19 protein-coding genes are annotated in these 20,236 nt (G+C 68.6%); 9 read left to right on the forward strand and 10 right to left on the reverse strand.

From position 1 onward, the window contains the following. Positions 1–4: 4 nt before the first annotated feature. The 3 genes from J2P76_RS10960 (at position 5) to J2P76_RS10970 (ending at position 3,641) form a co-directional block, all read left to right on the forward strand. Positions 5–1,156, forward strand: a complete 1,152-nt coding sequence (locus J2P76_RS10960; RefSeq protein WP_207409177.1) for a D-alanyl-D-alanine carboxypeptidase family protein — start codon at positions 5–7, stop codon at positions 1,154–1,156. Between the two features lie 30 nt (positions 1,157–1,186). Then, on the forward strand, positions 1,187–1,735 hold the full coding sequence (locus J2P76_RS10965; RefSeq protein WP_207407223.1) for a hemerythrin domain-containing protein: 549 nt from the start codon (positions 1,187–1,189) through the stop codon (positions 1,733–1,735). A 115-nt stretch (positions 1,736–1,850) separates the two neighbouring features. Continuing rightward, entirely contained in the window at positions 1,851–3,641 is a 1,791-nt protein-coding gene (locus J2P76_RS10970; RefSeq protein WP_207407225.1) for a SulP family inorganic anion transporter, read from the forward strand. A gap of 19 nt (positions 3,642–3,660) precedes the next feature. Here the strand turns inward: J2P76_RS10970 and J2P76_RS10975 are convergent, their stop codons facing one another. The 6 genes from J2P76_RS10975 to J2P76_RS11000 all read right to left on the reverse strand — a co-directional run bounded on the left by J2P76_RS10975 (position 3,661) and on the right by J2P76_RS11000 (position 9,499). Beyond that, positions 3,661–4,464 (reverse strand): ABC transporter ATP-binding protein, encoded by an 804-nt coding sequence (locus J2P76_RS10975; protein ID WP_207407226.1) that lies wholly within the window; start codon positions 4,462–4,464, stop codon positions 3,661–3,663. Further along, complete coding sequence (locus tag J2P76_RS10980; RefSeq protein WP_207407227.1) at positions 4,461–6,341, reverse strand: ABC transporter permease; 1,881 nt, start codon at positions 6,339–6,341, stop codon at positions 4,461–4,463. Before J2P76_RS10980 ends, J2P76_RS10975 begins: the two co-directional genes overlap by 4 nt. Beyond that, positions 6,341–7,501, reverse strand: a complete 1,161-nt coding sequence (locus J2P76_RS10985) for an ABC transporter substrate-binding protein (RefSeq protein WP_431603420.1) — start codon at positions 7,499–7,501, stop codon at positions 6,341–6,343. Before J2P76_RS10985 ends, J2P76_RS10980 begins: the two co-directional genes overlap by 1 nt. 151 nt (positions 7,502–7,652) lie before the next feature. Further along, on the reverse strand, positions 7,653–7,820 hold the full coding sequence (gene rpmG, locus J2P76_RS10990; protein ID WP_003810296.1) for a 50S ribosomal protein L33: 168 nt from the start codon (positions 7,818–7,820) through the stop codon (positions 7,653–7,655). A 35-nt stretch (positions 7,821–7,855) separates the two neighbouring features. Next, positions 7,856–8,092 carry a 50S ribosomal protein L28 gene (gene rpmB / locus J2P76_RS10995; protein WP_012250213.1) on the reverse strand — a complete coding sequence of 79 codons (237 nt, stop codon included), beginning with the start codon at positions 8,090–8,092 and terminating at the stop codon, positions 7,856–7,858. 201 nt (positions 8,093–8,293) lie between these two features. Continuing rightward, entirely contained in the window at positions 8,294–9,499 is a 1,206-nt protein-coding gene (locus J2P76_RS11000; RefSeq protein WP_207407229.1) for a multidrug effflux MFS transporter, read from the reverse strand. A 143-nt stretch (positions 9,500–9,642) separates the two neighbouring features. Between J2P76_RS11000 and J2P76_RS11005 the strand changes: the two genes are divergently transcribed. From J2P76_RS11005 to J2P76_RS11020, 4 genes are all read left to right on the forward strand, one after another. Next, positions 9,643–10,905: a class I SAM-dependent methyltransferase gene (locus J2P76_RS11005; protein WP_207407236.1), complete on the forward strand. Its 1,263-nt coding sequence runs from the start codon at positions 9,643–9,645 to the stop codon at positions 10,903–10,905. Positions 10,906–11,394: 489 nt separating this feature from the next. Next, positions 11,395–12,396, forward strand: a complete 1,002-nt coding sequence (locus J2P76_RS11010) for an ABC transporter substrate-binding protein (protein ID WP_207407238.1) — start codon at positions 11,395–11,397, stop codon at positions 12,394–12,396. A 173-nt stretch (positions 12,397–12,569) separates the two neighbouring features. Then, on the forward strand, positions 12,570–13,427 hold the full coding sequence (locus J2P76_RS11015; RefSeq protein ID WP_207407240.1) for an ABC transporter permease: 858 nt from the start codon (positions 12,570–12,572) through the stop codon (positions 13,425–13,427). Further along, positions 13,424–14,662, forward strand: coding sequence for a quaternary amine ABC transporter ATP-binding protein (locus tag J2P76_RS11020; RefSeq protein ID WP_207407242.1), 1,239 nt, complete (start codon positions 13,424–13,426; stop codon positions 14,660–14,662). Before J2P76_RS11015 ends, J2P76_RS11020 begins: the two co-directional genes overlap by 4 nt. Positions 14,663–14,667: 5 nt before the next feature. On the opposite strand, the gene J2P76_RS11025 is transcribed toward J2P76_RS11020, so the two are convergent. The 3 genes from J2P76_RS11025 to J2P76_RS11035 are packed head-to-tail and all read right to left on the reverse strand — an operon-like array spanning position 14,668 to position 17,397. Continuing rightward, on the reverse strand, positions 14,668–15,639 hold the full coding sequence (locus tag J2P76_RS11025) for a Bug family tripartite tricarboxylate transporter substrate binding protein (protein WP_207407244.1): 972 nt from the start codon (positions 15,637–15,639) through the stop codon (positions 14,668–14,670). 46 nt (positions 15,640–15,685) lie between these two features. Beyond that, positions 15,686–16,156: a MaoC family dehydratase gene (locus tag J2P76_RS11030; RefSeq protein WP_207407246.1), complete on the reverse strand. Its 471-nt coding sequence runs from the start codon at positions 16,154–16,156 to the stop codon at positions 15,686–15,688. Then, a complete protein-coding gene (locus J2P76_RS11035; RefSeq protein ID WP_207407248.1) occupies positions 16,153–17,397 on the reverse strand; it encodes a CaiB/BaiF CoA transferase family protein in 1,245 nt (414 codons plus the stop codon). The genes J2P76_RS11030 and J2P76_RS11035 overlap by 4 nt, the downstream gene beginning before the upstream one ends. A gap of 70 nt (positions 17,398–17,467) precedes the next feature. Between J2P76_RS11035 and J2P76_RS11040 the strand changes: the two genes are divergently transcribed. Both J2P76_RS11040 and J2P76_RS11045 read left to right on the forward strand, forming a co-directional pair. Beyond that, entirely contained in the window at positions 17,468–18,400 is a 933-nt protein-coding gene (locus J2P76_RS11040; RefSeq protein WP_242697350.1) for a LysR family transcriptional regulator, read from the forward strand. Positions 18,401–18,473: 73 nt separating this feature from the next. Continuing rightward, positions 18,474–19,433 (forward strand): Bug family tripartite tricarboxylate transporter substrate binding protein, encoded by a 960-nt coding sequence (locus J2P76_RS11045; protein ID WP_207407252.1) that lies wholly within the window; start codon positions 18,474–18,476, stop codon positions 19,431–19,433. A gap of 21 nt (positions 19,434–19,454) precedes the next feature. On the opposite strand, the gene J2P76_RS11050 is transcribed toward J2P76_RS11045, so the two are convergent. Continuing rightward, positions 19,455–20,234, reverse strand: coding sequence for an SDR family oxidoreductase (locus tag J2P76_RS11050; protein WP_207407254.1), 780 nt, complete (start codon positions 20,232–20,234; stop codon positions 19,455–19,457). Positions 20,235–20,236: the final 2 nt, after the last annotated feature.

Below are 20,236 nucleotides of genomic sequence, written 5' to 3' on the forward strand. Positions count from 1 at the left end.
CTTGATCAAGAAATTTTGCGCGGGCCTGCTGCTTGCCGCGGCCAGCCTGGCGGGCGCGCAGGCGCAAGTGGTGCCGCCGCCGGTCACGGCCAAGGCGTGGATGCTGCTGGATGCCACCAGCGGCCAGGAAATCGCTTCGTTCAATCCCGACACGCGGGTCGAGCCGGCGTCGCTGACCAAGGTGATGACGGCCTACCTGGTATTTCAGGCCCTGCGCGACGGGCGCCTGTCGGCCCAGCAGCAGGTCACCGTGTCGACGCGGGCCTGGAAAGTGGCGCCCGGCAGTTCCAAGATGTTCCTGGAGCCCGGCAAGCGCGTGTCGGTGAACGACCTGCTGTACGGGCTGCTGGTGCAGTCGGGCAACGACGCGGCCATCGTGCTGGCCGAAGCGGTGTCGGGGTCGGTCGAGGCGTTCGTGCAGCGCATGAACCAGCAGGCCGGCAAGATGGGCCTGCGCGACACGCACTTCGCCAGCCCGCACGGCCTGCCCGATCCGGGCACGTACTCCACCGCGCGCGACCTGGCGCTGCTGGCCCAGCACCTGGTGCGCGACTACCCGGACCTGTACAAGACCTACGATTCGGTGCGCACCTTCACGTACAACAATATCGCGCAACCCAACCGCAACCGGCTGCTGTGGCTCGATCCCAGCGTCGACGGCCTGAAAACCGGGCATACCGAAGCGGCCGGCTATTGCCTGATCGCCTCGGCCGAGCGCCCCGACGGCCAGGCCCGCCGCCGCCTGATCTCGGTGGTGATGGGCACGGCGTCGGACAAGCTGCGCACCGAAGAAAGCCGGGTCTTGCTGAACTGGGGGTTCCAGAGCTTCAAGACGATCAAGCTGTATGCTAAGGGCCAGGCCATGGAGTCGCCGCCGGTCTGGAAGGGCGAGCGCGAATCGGTGCGCATCGGCGTGGCAAGCGACGCCTATATCACCGTGCCGGTGTCGGCGCAGGTCAAACCGGTGCTGACCAGCCGCCAGCCCCTGATCGCGCCGATCGCGGCGCAAGACCAGGTAGGCTCGCTGCAGGTGCTGGTGGATGGCAAGCCGGCGATGCAATGGCCGGTGGTCGCGCTGGACCCCGTGCCGCAAGCCGGCCTGGCTGGCCGCGCCTGGGACAGCGTGCGGCTGTGGTGGCGCGAACACATGGGATAGCGGTGCGCAGTACCTGACGAGGGCAAGATCATGGCAGTGGGTATTCCCGGGTTTTCATCGCTGGCAGCCGGGCCGGAAGCGCCGCTGGAGCTGCTGTCGGCCTGCCATGAGCGCATGGGGCGTCAGTGCGCCACGCTGCGGCGCCTGGCGGCCCACGTCGCCGCGCATGGCGCCGATGCCGCCGCCCAGACAGCCGCGGCCAGCGTGCTGCGGTACTTCGATACCGCGGCCGTGCATCATCACCGCGACGAAGAAGAAGACCTGTTCCCCGCGCTGATCGAATCCATGGCGGGTTCCGACGCGTTCTGCCTGCATGCGCTGGTCGATGGCCTGACCCAGGAGCACCGCCAGCTCGAAGCCGCGTGGCGCCGGCTGCACGGTCCGCTGCAGGCCGTGGGCGAAGGCCGGCCCGCCGACCTGGGCGTCGAACAGGTCGAGGCATTCTGCAAGCTGTACGCCGCGCACATCCAGCGCGAAGAAGACGAACTGCTGCCGATGGCCGCGCGGCTGCTCGACGACCACGCGCTGGCCGACATGAGCCGCGCCATGCGCGCCCGGCGCGGCGGCGAAGCCGGCTGACCCGTCCGCCTTGCGGGCGGGCGCGTTGCGTGCATCAGGCGAAGGGTTTACGCTAGACCCCCGCCGGGCGGACCCCGGCATCAAACATATTCACAACAACGGGGCAACGCGGCGCGTGGGCAAGCTGGCAAGCAGGTTATTCGGCACGTGGGTCCACGATATCGGGCCCGCCACGCTGCGTGCTGATGCGCTGGCAGGCCTGCTGGGGGCCCTGCTGGTGCTGCCGCAGGGCGTGGCCTTCGCCACGCTGGCCGGGCTGCCGCCCGAATACGGCCTGTACTCGGCCATCGTGCCCTGTGTGGTGGCCGCGCTGTTCGGTTCCAGCCGCCATGTCATGTCGGGCCCCACCAATGCCAATTCGCTGGCCCTGTATGCGGTGCTGGCGCCGCTGGCCGCGGCGGGCAGCCCGGCCTACATACAGCTGGCGCTGGCGGTCACCATTCTGGTGGGCATCCTGCAGTGGCTGGTGGGCGCGCTGCGGCTCGGCTCGCTGGCCAATTTCATTTCGCCTTCGGCGCTGTTCGGCTTTACCAGCGGCGCGGCCCTGCTGATCGCGGTGCATGCCCTGAAAGACGCGCTGGGGCTGGACGGCATCCATGCGCACGGGGCCGGCGCGGTGCTGCTGGGCGTGGCGCGCGGGCTGGGCTCGCTGCACTGGGGGGCGCTGCTGGTGGCGCTGGCCACCATCGCGGCCTCGGCGCTGGCGCGCCGCTGGGACCGCCGCAAGCCCTATATGCTGATCGGGCTGGCCGCCGGCACGGCGCTGGCGGCGGGGCTGAACGCCTGGGTATTCGAGGCGGCCGGCCAGCCGATCTCGGTGCTGGGCGCGCTGGCGCAGCCCTGGCCGCCGTTCCACGTGCCGGATATCGACTGGAGCCAGCTGCCCGATCTGCTGGGCCTGGCATTCGCGTTGTCCATCGTGGCCCTGGCGCAATCCATTTCGATCGCCAAGGCTGTGGCGACCCGTTCGGGCCAGGCCATCGACGCGAACCGCGAATTCATCGGGCAGGGCCTGTCGAACATCGTCGGCGGGTTCTTCTCTTCGTATTTGTCCTGCGGTTCGCTGAACCGTTCCATACCGAACTTCGAGTCCGGCGCGCGCACTCCGATGGCGGCGGTGTTCGCGGCGGTGCTGCTGATCGTGCTGGTGATGGCCAGCGCGCCGCTGCTGGCGTTGATTCCGCATGCGGCGATTGCCGGCCTGCTGCTGCTGGTGGCCTGGAACCTGCTGGAGCTGCCGCGCTGGCGGCATGTGGCGCGCGTGCAGCGCAGCGAATGCATGATTGCGCTGGCCACGCTGGTGGCCACGGTGACCATCCGCATGGAAATCGCCATTTTGCTGGGCACGCTGCTGTCGCTGCTGGCCTACCTGCACCGCACCTCGCGCCCCGCCATGCGCACCATGGGCTTCGACGCCGGCGACCCGGACCGCCATTTCGCCGTGCTGCAAGGCCTGCCCGGCGCCTTGCCCGAATGCCCTCAGCTGAAGCTGCTGCGCATGGAAGGCTCGGTTTACTTCGGGGCGGTGGCGCACGTGGCCGACCGGCTGCAGGCGCTGCGGGCGGCGCCGGATGCCCCGCGCCACCTGCTGGTAATGGCCAAGAGCATGAACTTCATCGACCACGCGGGCGCGCTGGTCTGGGAAGACGAACTGCGCAAGCGGCGCGAGGCCGGCGGCGACCTGTATTTCCACCGGCCGCGGCCCGAGGTCATGCAGATGTGGCGGCGGCTGGGCTTCATCGACCGCCTGGGCGAAGACCACGTGTTTCCGGACAAGCACACGGCCATTGCCGACATCTACGCGCGGCTGGATCCGGACATCTGCACCGGCTGCACGGCGCGTATCTTCCGCGAATGCGGGCCGCTGGGCCACGCGGGGCAAAAGCCGGACAAGCCAGGCGCCTGACCGCCTGCCGGCGCGCGAATCAGGCGTTCGCGCCGACCGGCTCGCTGCCCAGGTAGGCCGCCTTGACGCGGGCGTCGGCGGCAATGGCGGCCGGCGCGCCGTCGGCCAGCACCTGGCCGCGCACCAGCACCACAATGCGATCGGCGTGTTTAAACACGACGTCCAGGCTGTGCTCGGTGAACAGCACGGCGATGCGGCGCGTGTCGGCCAGCTCGCGGGTCAGGCGCATCAGGGCATGGCGTTCGGCGGCGGCCATGCCGGCGGTGGGCTCGTCCATCAGAAGCAGGCGCGGCGCATGCGCCAGGGCCATGGCCAGTTCGACCCGCTTGACGTCGCCGTAGGCCAGTTCGCCGCACGCGCGCCGCGCCTGGCCGGCCATGCCGACTTGTTCCAGCAGCGCCAGGGCTTCGTCGGCGCCGTGGCGGTCGGCGCGGCGCCAGCAGTCGAACAACCGGCGGTCGCGGGCCAGCAGGGCGGTCTGCACGTTTTCCTGGGCCGTCATGGAACGGAAGGTGGCCGCGGTCTGGAAGGTGCGGCCCACGCCCTGCCGCCATATCTGTTCGGGACGCAGGCCCACCAGTTCGCGCCCGTCCAGCAGCACCGAGCCGGCGTCGGGCCGCATCTGGCCGCTAAGGGCATTGAAGCAGGTGGATTTGCCGGCGCCGTTGGGGCCGATCAGCGCCAGCATGTGGCCGGCCGGCAGCACGAAAGAGACGTCGTCCAGGGCCTGGATGCCGCCGAACGATTTGCGCAGCCCGCGCACCTGCAGCAGCACCGCGCTGGCGGGGGCGCTTGCGTGCGTGGAGGGATTCGGCGCGTTCATGGCGCGGCCTTGGCGTTGTGCCGCGCGATGCCGGCCAGGCCGTCGGGGCGCGCCATGACCAGGGCCAGCACGGCCAGGCCCAGTACGGCGTGCCAGTATTCGGTGAGGCGCGCGGCGGTGTCCTGCAGCCAGGTATAGGCGGCAGCGCCGGCCAGCGGGCCGGCCAGGGCCTGCACGCCGCCCAGCAGCACCATGACCAGCCCGTCGACCGAACGGCCCACGCCCAGTACGTCGGGCGCGATGCTGCCTTTGGAAAACGCATACAGCGAGCCCGCCAGGCCGGCGGCCAGGGCGGCAGCGGTGAAGCCGGCCCATTGCACGCGCTGCACATCGATGCCGATGGCCTGCGCGCGCAGCGCCGAGTCGCGCGCGCCGCGCAGCGCATAGCCCAGCGGCGAGAACACCAGGCGCCGCAGCCAGGCGATGCCGGCCGCGCACAGCAGCAGGCTGGCGTAGTAGTAGGCGGGGCCGCTGCTCAGCCAGTCGGACGGCCACAGGCCGATCAGCCCGTTGCTGCCGCCGGTGACGCCGTCCCATTGATACACCAGGGCCCACAGGATCTGCGCGACGGCCAGCGTCAGCATGGCCAGGTAGACGCCGGACAGCCGCACGCAGAACCAGCCGAACAGCAGCGCGCCCAGCGCGGCCGCGAGCGGGCCGGCCAGCAGGGCGGCTTCCATGGGCAGCGCCGCCAGCTTCAGCAGCAGGGCGGCGCCGTACGCGCCCAGCCCGAACCAGGCGGCGTGCCCGAAAGAGGTCATGCCGGCCGGGCCGATCAGGAAGTGCAGGCTGGCCGCGAACAGCGCGGCGATCAGGATTTCAGTGAACAGCACGGTCAGGTAGGGCCAGGCCGTCGTGGCCAGCGGCAGGGCCACCAATGCAAGCAGCAGCGCCCCGTAGGCCAGGCGCACGCGGCGCGAAGCGGGCGCCAGCGGCGGCGCGACGGCGGCGGCCGCGCCGGCGGGCTCGGGCGGCTTGCCCAGCAGGCCCCAGGGCCGCAGCACCAGCACCACCGCCATCACCGCGAATTCGGCCACCAGCGTGAGCCTGGACAGGTTGAACGTCCAGGGGCCGATCTGCGTCTGGCCGACATACACGAATACGGCCTTGGCCAGGCAGATCAGCAGGGCGGCCAGGAAGGCGCCCGGCACGGAGCCCAGGCCGCCCACCACCACCACCACGAAGGCGCTGGCGATGATTTCGAGGTCGAGCCCGAGCGTGGCGGGCGTGCGCGGCGCCGCCATGGCGCCGCCCAGCCCGGCCAGGAATGCGCCCAGCGCGAACGCCGACGTGAACAGCCAGGCCTGGTTGACGCCCAGGGCCGCCAGCATGCTGCGGTTTTCCGCCGCCGCCCGCAGCAGCCGGCCCCAGCGGGTGCGCATCAGCAGCAGCCACAACAGGCCCAGCACCAGCGGGCCCAGCGCGATCAGCAGCAGGTCGTACTGGGGAAAGCGCCGGCCCAGGATGTCGACCGCGCCGCCCAGCCCGGGGGCGCGCGCGGCGAACAGGTCGGCGGGGCCCCACAGGGCCAGGGCCGCGTCGCCGATGATCAGCACCAGCGCGAAGGTGGCCAGCAACTGGAAGAGCTCGGGGGCGCGGTAGATGCGCCGCAGGACCAGCATTTCGACGGCCGCGCCCAGCACCCCCACGGCCAGGGCAGCCAGCGGCAGCGCGGCCCAGTAGCCCAGCGCCGAGCCGCCCAGCCATGAGGTGAGCGTCCAGGCCAGGTACACGCCCAGCATGTAGAACGACCCGTGCGCGAAGTTGACGATGCGGGTGACGCCGAAGATCAGCGACAGCCCGGCGGCCACCAGGAACAGCGCGCTGGCTTCGGCCAGGCCGTTGAGCAACTGCAGCAGCAGGCCGGTGAGATTCATCAGGGCGCGGGGCGCAGTTGCCGCACGTACTGGTCGGGCGGCTGCAGGCGGCTGCCGTCCAGGTAGGAGAAGTCTTTCATGATGCCCTGGCCGTCTTGCTGCGCGGTCACGCCCACGAATACGCCCATGGTGGATTGATGGTCGATGGCGCGGTAGGTGACCGGGCCGAAGGGCGTTTCGACCTGCAGGCCGGCGAAGGCGTCGACCAGCTTTTCGGTATCGGTGGCGCCGGCCCGCTTGAGGCCCGCCGCGATCGACATCAGCGACGCATAGCCGACCACCGAGCCGACCTTGGGCGTTTCGTTGTAGCGCTTGCGGTAGGCCTCGGCGAACGCCTTGTGCTCGGGCGTGTCGATGGCGTACCAGGGATAGCCGGTGACGATCCAGCCGGTGGGGCTGTCGGCGCCCAGCGGTTCGAGGTATTCGGGTTCGCCGGTCAGCAGCGACACCACGGCGCGGTTCTTGAACAGGCCGCGGGTATTGCCCTCGCGCACGAAGCGGGTCAGGTCGGCGGCGAACAGCACATTGAAGATGGCGTCGGGCTTGGCGTCGGCCAGCGCCTGCACGACCGCGCCGGCATCGATTTTGCCCAGCGGCACCGCCTGTTCAGCCACGAATTCGATATTGGGCTGGAACGAGGTCATCATGGCCTTGAAGGTGGCCACGGCGGACTGGCCGTATTCGTAGTTGGGGTACACCAGCGCCCAGCGCTGCTTGCGCAGCGCCAGGGCCTTGGGCGCCAGCGCGGCCACGTGCATCCAGGTGGACGGGCGCAGCCGGTAGGTGTAGCGATTGCCGTCGTGCCAGGTGATCTTGTCGGTAAGGGGCTCGGCCGCCAGGAAGAAGACTCTGCGCTGTTTGGCGAAATCGGCCAGCGCCAGGCCGGTGTGCGACAGGAAGCCGCCGAACAGCAGGTCGACCTTCTCGCGCGTGATCAGTTCTTGCGCGGCGCGCACCGAATCGCCGGGATTGCCGTTGTCATCGCGCCAGATCACCTGCAGGGGGCGGCCCAGCACGCCGCCCTGGGCGTTGATCTGTTCCAGCGCCAGCTGCCAGCCCTTTTTGTAGGGGGCCAGGAAGGCGGGAATGGCCTTGTAGCTGTTGATTTCGCCGATGCGGATGGGCGGCGCGCCGTTCTTGGCGTGGGCCGCGGGCAGCATGGCCAGGGCGGCCGCGAACGCGGCACAGCGCAGCAGGGTCAGGGTTCGGAACATGGTGGTGGGGCAGTGCGCTCAGGGAACGGGGAAACCGGCGAAAAAAAACGGCCCCGCGATAGGCAGGGCCGTATAACTATACTCAAAACCCGCTGGATTACTTCAGCTTGGTTTCTTTGTAGTCGACATGCTTGCGAGCGACCGGATCAAATTTCTTGATCAGCATCTTCTCGGGCATGTTGCGCTTGTTTTTGGTGGTGGTGTAGAAGTGGCCCGTGCCGGCGGTGGACTCGAGCTTGATTTTTTCGCGGATACCTTTGGCCATGTCGTGCTCCTAGATGTCGATGAGGGCGGGCCGGATCAGGCCAGTTCGCCGCGGGCGCGCAGGTCGGCCAGGACGGCGTCGATGCCGTTCTTGTCGATGATGCGGATGGCCTTGGCGGAAACACGCAGGCGAACCCAGCGGTTTTCGCTTTCAACCCAGAACCGGCGCGATTGCAGGTTGGGCAGGAAGCGGCGCTTGGTTTTGTTGTTGGCGTGCGAGACGTTGTTGCCCGTCATCGGGCCTTTGCCAGTAACTTGGCATACGCGTGCCATGGTTTTACCTTTTAATCTGGCCGCGCATGGGGAAAGGAAAGACAGGTAGATGGGCCGGGGCCCGTGCTTATACCCGCTGCCTGCCGCCCCCCTATACACGGGTTGGGTGGTGGTCGAAAGTGGCAGCCACAAAGCATAGCGGCTGCACACGGGAAAACTTCATGTGAAGCTCGCCATTCTAATACAAAAAAGCCAAAGAAATCAAGCCGTGGGGCGCTTCAGGCCGCGGGCGGCGTGGCCGGCCAGCCACGACAGGCAGGCGCAGCAGGCCAGCACGGTGGCCAGGGGCAGGGGGCCGGCAGCCTGCCAGGCGCTGACCACGAAGCCCGCCACGGCCCCGCACGACAGCTGCAGCGTGCCCAGCAGCGCCGAGCCGGCGCCCAGCCGCGAGCCCTGCTCGGACAGGGCCAGCGCGGCCGAATTGGGGTTGACGAAGCCCTGGCTGAACATATAGCCGATCAGGCAGGCCATCAGCAGAGGCAGGGTCATCAGCCCGGTCAGGGCCAGCGCCAGGGCCGCCAGGCTGGCAGCGGCCAGCGCGGTCAGGGCGCCGCGCTGCAGCTGCAGCGGCGTGTGAGTGCGCAGCAGGCGGGCGCTGATCTGCGAGCCGATGATCAGCCCCGCGGCGTTGGCGCCGAACAACAGGCCATAGTGCTGCGGATCGACGCCGTACAGCTCGATGAACAAGTGCGGCGAACTGATGATGTAGGCGAACATGCCGGCCTGGCCGAAGCCGCCGGCCAGGCTGTGCGCCATGAAGCCGCGGTGGCGCAGCAGCGCCGCGTAATTGCGGGCGATAGAGGCGGCGCTGAGCGGCTGGACGCGTTCGGGCGTCAGCGATTCCTGCATGATGAGGGCGGTGGCGGCCATCATGGCCAGCGCCCCGGCGGCCATCAGCCAGAACAGGCTGCGCCAGCCCACCACGGCCAGCAGTTGCCCGCCGGCCAGCGGCGCGAGAATCGGCGCCAGCCCCATGATGAGCATCAGCAGCGACATGGCGCGCGCGGCGTCGTGGGTTTCGTAGTGGTCGCGGATGACCGCGCGCGGGATCACCACGCCGGCAGCCCCGCCCAGCGCCTGCAGCACGCGCCAGAAGGTCAGCACCTGCACGCTGCCGGCCAGCGCGCAGCCCAGCGAAGCGGCGGCGTACAGGGCCAGGCCGGCCAGCATCGGCTTTTTGCGTCCGTAGCGGTCGGCCAGCGGGCCGTACACCACCTGGGCCAGGGCCAGGCCGATCAGGTAGGCCGCCAGCGTGCGCTCGACATCGCCGCGCGGCACCTGCAGGCTGCTGGCGATGGCCGGAAAGGCCGGCAGGTACATGTCGATGGAGAACGGCCCGATGGCGGTCAGGGCGCCCATCAGGACGAGCCAGCCAGGCAGGCTGCGGGACAAAGATTGCGGTAGCATGAGGCGGGGGATGGATCTATGCCGCCTGATGCAACGACAAACGGCGGCAAGCCGACGACTGTATCACGGGTTGCAGGCTCTTACGGCGTGCAATCGTTTCCGATAAAGTTGCCGGGTTCTTTCATGTCTGTCGGGGAGAAGCTGTGAATCCTTTGCTGTCTGTTGTAGAACGCAAATTGCAGTCTTTGCCGGTTTCCGTGCAAATGGAACTGCCCGATGGCACCGTGGTCGGCCAGGCCGACCCCCAGGTTCGTTTCGTGGCCCGCGACAAGGCCGCGCTGGCGCACCTGGCCGAAGGCGCCGTCGGAGTACTTGGGCAAGACTACGTCGAAGGCCGCATCGATATACAGGGCAATATGCGCCACGTCATGCAGGCCGCTTCGGCGCTGCTGCCCGGCTCGCCCGTCGATGCCGCACGCGGCGGCTGGCTGACCGAGCTGGTGCGCAAGGTGATTTCGGTCTGGCGCCATTCGGTCGAACGCGACGCCAAGCAGATCGAATTCCATTACGACTTGTCTGACGATTTTTACGCCCTGTGGCTCGACCCGCGCCGGGTCTATTCCTGCGCCTATTACCGCACGCCCGATATGAACCTGGCGCAGGCCCAGGAAGCCAAGCTCGACCACATCTGCCGCAAGCTGCGCCTGCAGGCGGGCGAGCGCTTCCTGGATGTGGGCGCCGGCTGGGGCGGGCTGCTGCTGTGGGCCGCCGAGAACTACGGCGTGGACGCCACCGGCATCACCCTGTCGCGCAACCAGCATGCCTACGTCAACAAGCTCATCCAGGAAAAAGGCCTGGCGGGCCGGGTGCGCATGGAACTGCTCGACTACCGCAAGCTGGACGAGTCCCAGCCATTCGACAAGCTGGCGTCGGTGGGCATGTTCGAACACGTGGGCAGGGCGCAGCTGCCGGCCTACTTTGCCAAGCTGCGCCGCCTGGTCAAGCCCGGCGGCCTGATCATGAACCACGGCATCACCGCCGCCGGCCTGTACAACGCCGAGCTCGGCAGCGGCATGGGCGAGTTCATCGAAAAATACATTTTCCCGGGCGGCGAGCTGACCCACGTCAGCAGCGTCATGGAGGCTGTCACCAATGGCGGCCTGGAAGCGGTCGACGTGGAAAACCTGCGGCCGCATTACGCCCGCACCCTGTGGGCCTGGAGCGACGCCCTGGAAGCCCGCCTGGCCGATGCTTCGCAGGTGCTGCAGGGCGAGCAGGGCGCCCGCTCGCTGCGCGCCTACCGGCTATACCTGGCCGGCTGCGCCATGGCGTTCGAGCACGGCTGGATCGCGCTGCACCAGATCCTGGCCGCGGGTCCCCCGGCCACCGGCCGGGCCGACGAACTCGATAACCCGGCGGACCTGGCGTATCCGTGGCGGCGCGGCTATATGTACGCCGAGGGCTGAAGCGGATCAAGCCCCAGCCAATCCGGGCGGGAATCGCCCGGATTGTGCTTTTTCCGGGCCGGAAAGCCGGTTTAATTTATCTGTTAGAAACTAAAAGAAACTAAATATTCCAACATCATGTTGCGCTGCAATACCGCGTGAACCGGGGCTGTAAAGCCGGTTCATCAGTGGTTTCCCTAGGCAATTCTTGGCTATTTGTATCTGATTTTTTCGAGTGCCAGCTTGGTGCTCGAAGCAAAATCGGCTAAGATGCCGGCTTCTTCATTTAGTTTCATTCAATTTACTGTCAGTCCATCGCAGGCCATTCTGGCTATGCGTCGGGCCTGCTGTCTGAACAAGACCGTCGCCGCCACCGGCCTCGCGTCTTGCTGCTAGTGTCGGTTTGTATTGGCGGTTCTGCCCGTCTTCCGCACAACCCCCTTAGCTCCACGGCATAACACAGCGCTGTCTGTTGCTGTTGTGTCCCTGAACCTATGGAGGCAAAAGCCAATGCGTTTCACCCCTGTCAACACCCTGGCCGCCGCGGCGGTGCTTCTTGCGTTTGCCGGTACTGCCCAGGCGGCCGACGCTCCCCAGTGCGAACTGGACCGTTCCGTGAAGTTCGGCGGCATGAACTGGGAATCCAACCTGGTGCTGGTCGATATCGAACGCTTCATCATGGAAAAGGGCTACGGCTGCAAGACCGAAACCCTGCCCACCGAAACCCTGCCCGCCCTGGCCGCCCTCGAGCGCGGCGACCTGGACATCAACACCGAGGTCTGGCTGAACAGCGTGTCGGCCCCGTGGGACAAGGCCGAGAAGACCGGCAAGGTCAAGCGCATCGGCGACGTCTACATGGGCGGCGAAGCGTGGTTCATTCCGCGCTACACCGCCGAACGCCTGCCGGAACTGAAAGCCGCGGCCGACCTGCCCAAGTTCAAAGATGAGTTCAAGGATCCGGAAGAGCCCTCGAAGGGCCGCTTCTACGGCTGCCCGGCCGGCTGGGGCTGCGAAGTCGTCAGCACCAACCTGTTCCATGCGCTGAAGCTGGACGATACCTACACCCTGTACTCGCCCGGCACCGGCGCGGCCCAGAAGGCGGCCCTGATGTCGGCCTACAAGCGCAAGCAGAACGTGGTGTTCTACTACTGGTACCCCACGCCGCTGGTGGGCGCCCTGGACCTGGTCAAGCTGGAACTGCCGCCCTACGACGCAGAAAAGCACAAGTGCCTGACCGCGCCCAAGTGCGCCAATCCTCAGCCCAGCGCCTACCCCGACAATCCGGTGTTCACCGCCGTCAATACCGAATTCTCCAAGAAAGCCCCCAAGCTGACCGAGTTCCTGTCCAAGGTCAGCATCCCGCTGCCCCAGGTCGACCAGACCCTGGCGCACATGGAAGAGTCCGGCGACGATTCGTCCGCCGTTGCCCAATGGTTCCTGAAGAACAAGTCCGATGTCTGGACCAAATGGGTACCCGCCGAGGTCGCGACGCGCGTCCAGGCCGCGCTGTAAGCTGTAAGCAGGCCGCCGCGCCGCGCCATGCCGGCGCGCGCCGCCGGCCTGCCCGGCGTTTTCCCCGGGCGCGGCTGTAGCCGCGCCCCAAGGGGCCCGCGCGCCGGGGGCCATGCGGCTGGCCGGCAGACGCCCGGCCGCATCGCCCGCGGCACGCCCGTAAGGAGTTGCCTATGTTTCCTGAAATCATTCCGGCGCGCGCCGTGCGCGGCGCCATCGATACATTTGTCGATCACCTGGTCACGCGCTATGCCGACACGCTCGAGGCAATGTCGCGGCCGTTCCTGGACGTGCTGGTGTGGCTGGAGCACCTGCTGCGCAGCACGCCCTGGTGGATCGTGGTGGCGGTCACCATCGCCATCGCCTGGGGCGTCAGCCGCCGCGTCGGCCTGAGCGTGGCGATGGGCGCGCTGCTGTGCGTCATCGGCCTGCTGGGCCTGTGGGATGCCGGCATGCAGACGCTGGCGCTGATGATCATGGCCGCCGGCCTGTCGGTCATTATCGGCATCCCGGTGGGCGTGCTGATGGCGCGCGCCAACTGGCTGCGTTCCATCATGCTGCCGCTGCTCGACGTCATGCAGACCATGCCCAGCTTCGTGTACCTGATCCCGGTGGTGATGCTGTTCGGCCTGGGCAAGATCCCGGCCATTATCGCCACCGTGATCTACGCCGTGCCGCCGCTGATCCGCCTGACCGACCTGGGCATCCGCCTGGTCGACCGCGAAGTGCTCGAGGCGTCGCGCGCCTTCGGCGCCACGCCGCGCCAGCAATTGTTCGGCGTGCAGCTGCCGCTGGCCCTGCCGAACATCATGGCGGGCATCAACCAGACCACCATGATGGCCCTGTCGATGGTGGTGATCGCCTCGATGATCGGCGCGCGCGGCCTGGGCTACGAGGTGCTGCTGGGCATCAACCGCCTGGAAGTCGGCCGCGGCCTGCTGGCCGGCCTGGGCATTGTGGTGCTGGCCGTGCTGTTCGACCGCATCACGCAGTCCTATGGACACCGTGTACGCAAAGGAGGCCACCGATGAGCAAGATCGAGGTCAAGAACATCTACAAAGTCTTCGGCCCGCATCCCGCCAAGTGGCTGGCGGCGGCGCAGGAAGGCATGAGCAAGGAAGAGCTGCTGGCCAAGAGCGGCCACACGCTGGGCCTGCGCGACATCAGCCTGTCGATCGAAGAGGGCAGCATCTACGTGATCATGGGCCTGTCGGGCTCGGGCAAGTCGACGCTGATCCGCCATTTCAACCGGCTGATCGAGCCCAGCGCGGGCCATATCCTGGTCGATGGCGTCGACGTCGTCAGCCTGGGCACGCGCGAGCTCGAAAACTTCCGCCAGAAGAAAATGAGCATGGTGTTCCAGCGCTTCGGGCTGTTTCCGCACCGCTCGGTGCTGGAAAATGCCGCCTACGGCCTGACCGTGCAGGGCGTGCCCAAGGCAGAGCGCGAGCAGCGCGCGCGCCACTGGCTGGACCAGGTCGGCCTGAACGGCTTCGAGGCGCAGTATCCGCACCAGCTGTCGGGCGGCATGCAGCAGCGCGTGGGCCTGGCCCGCGCGCTGGCCACCGATGCCGAGATCCTGCTGATGGACGAAGCCTTCTCGGCGCTGGATCCGCTGATCCGCCGCGAAATGCAGGACCACCTGCTGCAATTGCAGGCCAAGCTCAACAAGACCATCGTGTTCATTACGCACGACCTGGACGAGGCCCTGCGCCTGGGCAACCGCATCGCCATCCTGAAAGACGGCGAACTGGTGCAGGAAGGCACGCCCGAAGACATTCTGCTGAACCCGGCCAATGACTACGTGCAGGCGTTCCTGCAGGACGTCAACCGCACCAAGGTGCTGAATGCGGCGCATGCGGTCAACCCGCCGCGCCTGACGCTGACCATGCGTTCGCGCCCGGCCCATGCGCTGGACCGCATGCGTGCGCTCAGCTTCGAATATGCCCCGGTGCTCGACGGCAAGCGGCTGGCCGGCGTGCTGACGGCCGAGGTGGCGCAGCGCGCCGTCGACGCCGGCGCGCGCGATGTGTCGGCGTTCGTGGAAGACCTGGCCTCGGTGCCGGCCACCGCCGGCCTGGACGAAGTGCTGGCCCGCCTGGTGCACAGCGACCAGCCGGTGGCCGTGACCGGCGAGGACGACGAGTTCATCGGCATGCTGTCGCGCAGGAAGGTGGTGGACCTGGTCACGCCCGCGCTGGTCGAACAGACGCCCGAGGCCGAGCCTGCCCAGGCCGAGCCGGACCCGGGCCGGTCCGCGGCCTAGCGGGCTCAGTCGAGCCGCACGTTGGCGGCCTGCACCACGTCGTGCCAGCGGGCGATTTCGGCGCGGATGTAGTCGCCGTATTCCCCAGGCGTAGCCCCCAGGGGCTGCGCGCCCTGGGCCGCCAGCTGCTTGAGCACGGCTGGCGACTGCAGGGCCTTGCGGATCTGCGCATTGAGCGCGTCGATGACTTCCTGCGGCGTGCCGGCGGGCACCACCATGCCCTGCCACGCGCCCATCTCGAAATCGGGCGCCACGGTTTCGGCCAGGGTGGGCGTGTCGGGCAGCTGCGGGCTGCGCGTCTTGCTGCTGACCGCCAGCGCCTTCAGCTTGCCTTCGCGCACGAAGCCCAGTGAGTCGTTCAGGGTGTTGGTCATGAACTGCACCTGGCCGCCGACCAGGTCGGTCATGGCCGGCGCGCTGCCGCGATAGGGCACGTGCACGGCTTCTACACCGACCGAGCGCAGGAACAGCAGGGCGCCCAGGTGGGTGACGTTGCCGGCGCCCGCCGAGCCGTACGACAGCTTGCCGGGGTGCGCGCGGGCATAGTCCACGAACTCGCGCACATTGCCGGCCGGCACCGAGGGATGGGTCAGCAGCACCAGCGGGATCACCGCGGTGGACGACACGGCTGCGAAGTCTTTCACCGGGTCGAACGACAGGTCGCGATACAGATTGGGGCTGAGCGCGATGGACGAGGTGTTGTACAGCACGGTGTAGCCGTCGGGCTTGGCCGACGCGGCATATTGCATGCCGATGTTGCCGTTGGCGCCGCCCTTGTTCTCGACCACGAAGGCCTGGCCGGTCTGATCGGCCAGCTGCTTGGCCAGCACGCGCGCGACCAGGTCGGTGGGGCCGCCGGGCGGGAAGGGCACTACCACCGTGACCGGGCGTTCGGGCCAGGCGGCGTGCGCGGGCAGGGCCATGGCCGTGCAGCCGGCGGCCGCCAGCGTGGCCAGTATTTTCAGGCTGGTTTTCATGTTGTCTCCTTTTGTTGTTAATTCGGGGCTTGCCTGTGCCGTGCGTTCAGCCGGGCCGGCCCGCCAGCATGCGCGTGGCGGTGTACGACATGACGGCCTTGCCGTGCTGGTTGCGCACCTCGATCGACGAATCGACGACGGCGCGGTTGTGTTTCGAGGTGGGGCGGATGCCGGTGACTTCGACCTCGGCCCAGACGGTGTCGCCCGCCACCACCGGCGCCAGCATCTTCTTGTGCACTTCCAGCAGCGCCAGGCCGGTGCCCTGCACCATGCCCTGCATCAGCAGGCCCTCGATCAGCCCGTAAGTCAGCGCGCCCGGCGCGGGGCGTCCGCGGATGGCGCCGTGCTCGTAGGTGGCGTCGATGAAGATGGTCTCCAGCATGCCGGTGACGCTGATGAAGTTGACGATGTCGGTCTCGGTGACGGTGCGCCGGAAGGTGCGAAAGCGCTGGCCGACCCGCAGGTCTTGCCAGTAATAGCCCTGGCCCAGCAGCGGGGCGTGGTCTTGCTCGGTCATGGTGTGTCCTTGGAAGAAGAAGGCGGGTTGGCGTGGTCGAGGGCGGCGCCGCTGGCCAGCAGGCGCTCGATGTGGGCGGGGTCCAGCCCGGCCTGGCGCAGCACCTGGCGCGTGTGCTCGCCCAGCCGCGGCGGCATGGCCGGCGCGACGTGCGAACGCTGCAGCCGCACCGGGTTGCGCGTGAAGCAATAGCGGTGGCCGGCCGCGCTTTGCAGCGGCACGAAGAAATCCACGCTGCTCAGGTGCGGGTCCTGCTCCAGGTCTTCCAGGCGGTTGACCGGCGCGGCGGGAATTTCCAGGCGCTGGCACAGCGCCAGCCAGTGCGCGGTGCCGTGGCCCGCCACGATGCCGCCGACCTGTTCGTACAGGGCATCGATGTGGCGCGTGCGCGCCCCGATGTCGGCAAAGCGCGCGTCGGCGGCCAGGCCGGCATGGCCGGTCTCGGTGAAGAAGCGCCGCCAGTGGGCGTCGGTGTACGGCATCATGCACAGCAGGCCGTCGGCCGTCTGGTAGGGACGGCGCCATGGCGCCAGCACGCGCGGGTAGCCCGCCGGCCCCGGCGCGTCCTGCAAATGGCGTCCATAGAAGTGTTCCACCAGCAGGTACGAGGCCATCGATTCGAACATGGGCACTTCCAGCTGCTGCCCCAGGCCGGTGCGTTCACGCTGGAACAGCGCGGCCAGGATGGCGTGCGCCGCCACCAGGCCGCAGGTCTTGTCGGCGGCGATGGTGGGCAGGTAGCGCGCCGTGCCGCCCTGGCGCCGCGTCATGTCGGCCACGCCGCTCAGCCCCTGCACGATGTCGTCGTAGGCGGGCTGGCCGGCGTAGGCGCCGCCTTCGCCGAAGCCGTACAGGCCGGCATAGACCAGGCGCGGATTGCGCGCGCACAGGGTCCGGGGGTCGAGGCCCAGCCGCGCCATTTTGGCGGGGCGCATGCTGTGCATCAGCACGTCGGCGCCGTCCACCAGCGTAAGCAGGGCGTCGCGCGCGGCGTCCTGTTTCAGGTCGAGCACCAGGCTGCGCTTGTTGCGGTTGATGCCCAGGAAAATGGCCGCCAGGCCGGGTTCCTGCTGGGGGCCAGTGCGGCGCGTGGAATCGCCTTCGGGCGGTTCGATCTTGATGACATCGGCGCCGTAGTCGGCCAGGATCTGCGACGCATAGGGGCCGAACACGATCGAGGTCAGGTCCAGGACACGCACGCCGGCCAGCGCGCTGCCTTCGAGGGTGGTGGATGGGGTCATGGGCAGATGCTAATCATCCGGTGCATAAGCGTCTAATATGGCGTTCATATAGCGTGATATGGAATTCGTTATGGCTATCGATCTGCGCCAGCTGCGCCAATTCGTCACCATCGCCGAGCTGGGCAGCTACCGGCGCGCCGCCGAGGCCCTGCACATCGCCCAGCCCGCGCTGTCGGTGTCCATACAGAAGCTGGAGCACGCCGTGGGGGTCTTGCTGCTGGAGCGCGGCGCCAAGGGCGTGTCGCTGACGCCGGCCGGCGCGGCGCTGATGGAAGACGCCCGGCGGGCGCTGTTCCATGCCGACCAGGCGCGCCAGTCGGCCCGCCGCGTCGCGCTGGGCGAACTGGGCCGGCTGCGGCTGGGGTTCGTGGGCTCGGCCACCTACATGCTGCTGCCGCGCTGCCTGCCGGCTTTCCGGCATCGCTATCCCGACGTGGAACTGGAATTGCGCGAGGACAGCACCGTGCGTCTGGCCGAAATGCTGCGGGCCAATGAGCTGGATGCGGGGCTGGTGCGCGGCCCGCTGGCCGAAGACCCTTCGCTGTCGGCCTGGGTGGTCGAGCGCGACAGCCTGATCCTGGCGCTGCCGGCGGCCCATCCGCTGGCCGGCGGGCCGGTGTCGCTGCAGGCGGTGCGGTCCGAGCCGTTCGTGATGTATGCGCCCGACAAGGTGCCGGGGCTGCATGGCGTGGCCCAGGCGCTGTGCCGCAAGGCCGGCTTTTCGCCGCGCATCAGCCAGGAAGCCATCCAGGTGCAGACCCTGGTCAGCCTGGTGGCCAGCGGCCTGGGCGTGGCGCTGGTGCCGGGCGTGACGCGGGCGTATTCCACGCCCCATGTCGCCTTCGTGGACCTGGCCGATGCCGATGCGCGCGGCGCGCTGGCCCTGTCGCTGGTGGCGCATCGCGACACTTCCTGCGCGCCGGCCCTGAAGCTGCGGGACGTGATGCTGTCGGGGGGCGACCCGATAGCGAATCAATATGGCGAGCTAATCAATCAGTATTAGACGGGCCGCCGCGGCCTGCCTACCCTGGCGCGGTGCGCACGGCGGTGCGCGCCAACGATTCCAGGAGACATCCATGCACCGATTGCTCCGGCTGGGCGCGCTGCTGTGCGCGGCCCTGCTGCTGCCGGCCGCGCAGGCCGCCTATCCCGACAAGCCCATCCGCCTGATCGTGTCGTTTCCGCCGGGCAGCGGCACCGACAGCAACGCGCGCTATGTCGCGCAGCAGATGGAGGCCCGGCTGGGCGTGCCGGTGTCGGTGGAAAACCGGCCGGGCGGCAACAGCTTCATCGCGGCGCAGGCCGCGGCGGCGGCCGAGCCCGATGGCTATACGCTGCTGCTGGCCAGCAACTCGCCCGTGGCCACCAACGCCGCCATGTTCAAGCAATTGCCTTATGACCCGGTGCGGGATTTCGCGCCGGTTGCCCGGCTGGGGTTCGGCGCCATGGCTCTGGCCGTGCGGGCCGATTCGCCCTACCGGACCGTGTCCGATCTGGTGGCGGCGGCGCGCCGCGAACCCGGCAAGCTGAACTATGGCAGCGGCAGCGCGTCGTACCAGATCGCCACCGAGCTGTTCCTGTCGATGGCCGGCATCAAGGCCACGCATGTGCCGTACAAGGGGGCGGCGCCCGCGCTGGCCGATCTGGCCGGCGGGCAGGTGGATCTGGTGTTCGCCGATTACGGCGCCGCGATTCCGTTCGTGCAGGCAGGCAAGATGCGGCTGCTGGCCGTGACCGGGCATGAGCGCCTGCGCAGCGCGCCCGACGTGCCCACGCTGCAGGAGTCGGGTTTCGACGGCTATTACATGGTGAACTGGACCGCGGCCTTTGCGCCGGCCCATACGCCGGCGGCCGTGATCGACAAGCTGTCGCGCACGCTGGTGGGCATTTACCAGACCGCCGACGCCGAGGCCTTCCTGGCCCGCACCAGCTGGGAAGCGTTTCCGGCCGGGCCCGGTGAGCTGGGCGAGTTCCAGCGCGCCGAGATCCGCAAGTGGGCGGCGGCGGCCGAGCGCGCCGGCATCCCCCGGCAATAGCGGGCGCAGGCCTGCCGGATACTAGAACAGGCCCGGGTACGCGCCGCCGTCGATCAGGATGTTCTGCCCGGTGATGTAGCCGGCATGGGCGCTGCACAAGAACGCGCAGGCCGCGCCGAACTCATCCGGGTCGCCGTAGCGGCCGGCCGGAATGGCCCGGGTCTGGAGCGCGATTTCTTCCTGCAGCGGCAGGCCCGAACGCCGGGCGCGCGCGGCGTTGTTGCTGCGCAGCCGGCCGGTGTCGAACTTGCCGGGCAGCAGGTTGTTCAGCGTGACGTTGTGGCGCGCGATCTGGCGCGCCGCGCCGCCCGCGAAACCGGACAGGCCGGCGCGCGCGCCGTTGGACAGGCACAGGATGTCGACCGGCGCCTTGGCGGCCGACGACGTGATGTTGACGATGCGCCCGAAGCCGCGCTCGATCATGGGCCCCACTGCGTGGCGGATCATTTCTATCGGGGTCAGCATGTTGGCCTCGAGAGCGGCCAGCCAGTCCGCGCGCGCCAGGCCGCGGAAGTCGCCCGGCGGCGGCCCGCCCGCGTTGGTGACCAGGATGTCGATTTGCGGCGCCGCGCCGAGCGCCCGCGCGCGCCCTGATTCGGTGGTGACGTCGGCCGGCACCGCGATGACCTGCACGCCGGTTTGTGCGCGGATGTGCGCTGCGCTTGCGTCGAGGTCGGCGCGCGTGCGGGCGGCCATCACCAGGTGGACGCCTTCGCGCGCCAGCGCCAGCGCGCAGGCGTGGCCCAGCCCCTTGCTGGCGCCGCAAACGACGGCCCAGCGTCCTGCAATGCCGAGGTCCATGC

The organism is Bordetella petrii, assembly GCF_017356245.1.
GTDB classification, from domain to species: Bacteria; Pseudomonadota; Gammaproteobacteria; order Burkholderiales; family Burkholderiaceae_B; genus Bordetella_A; species Bordetella_A petrii_D.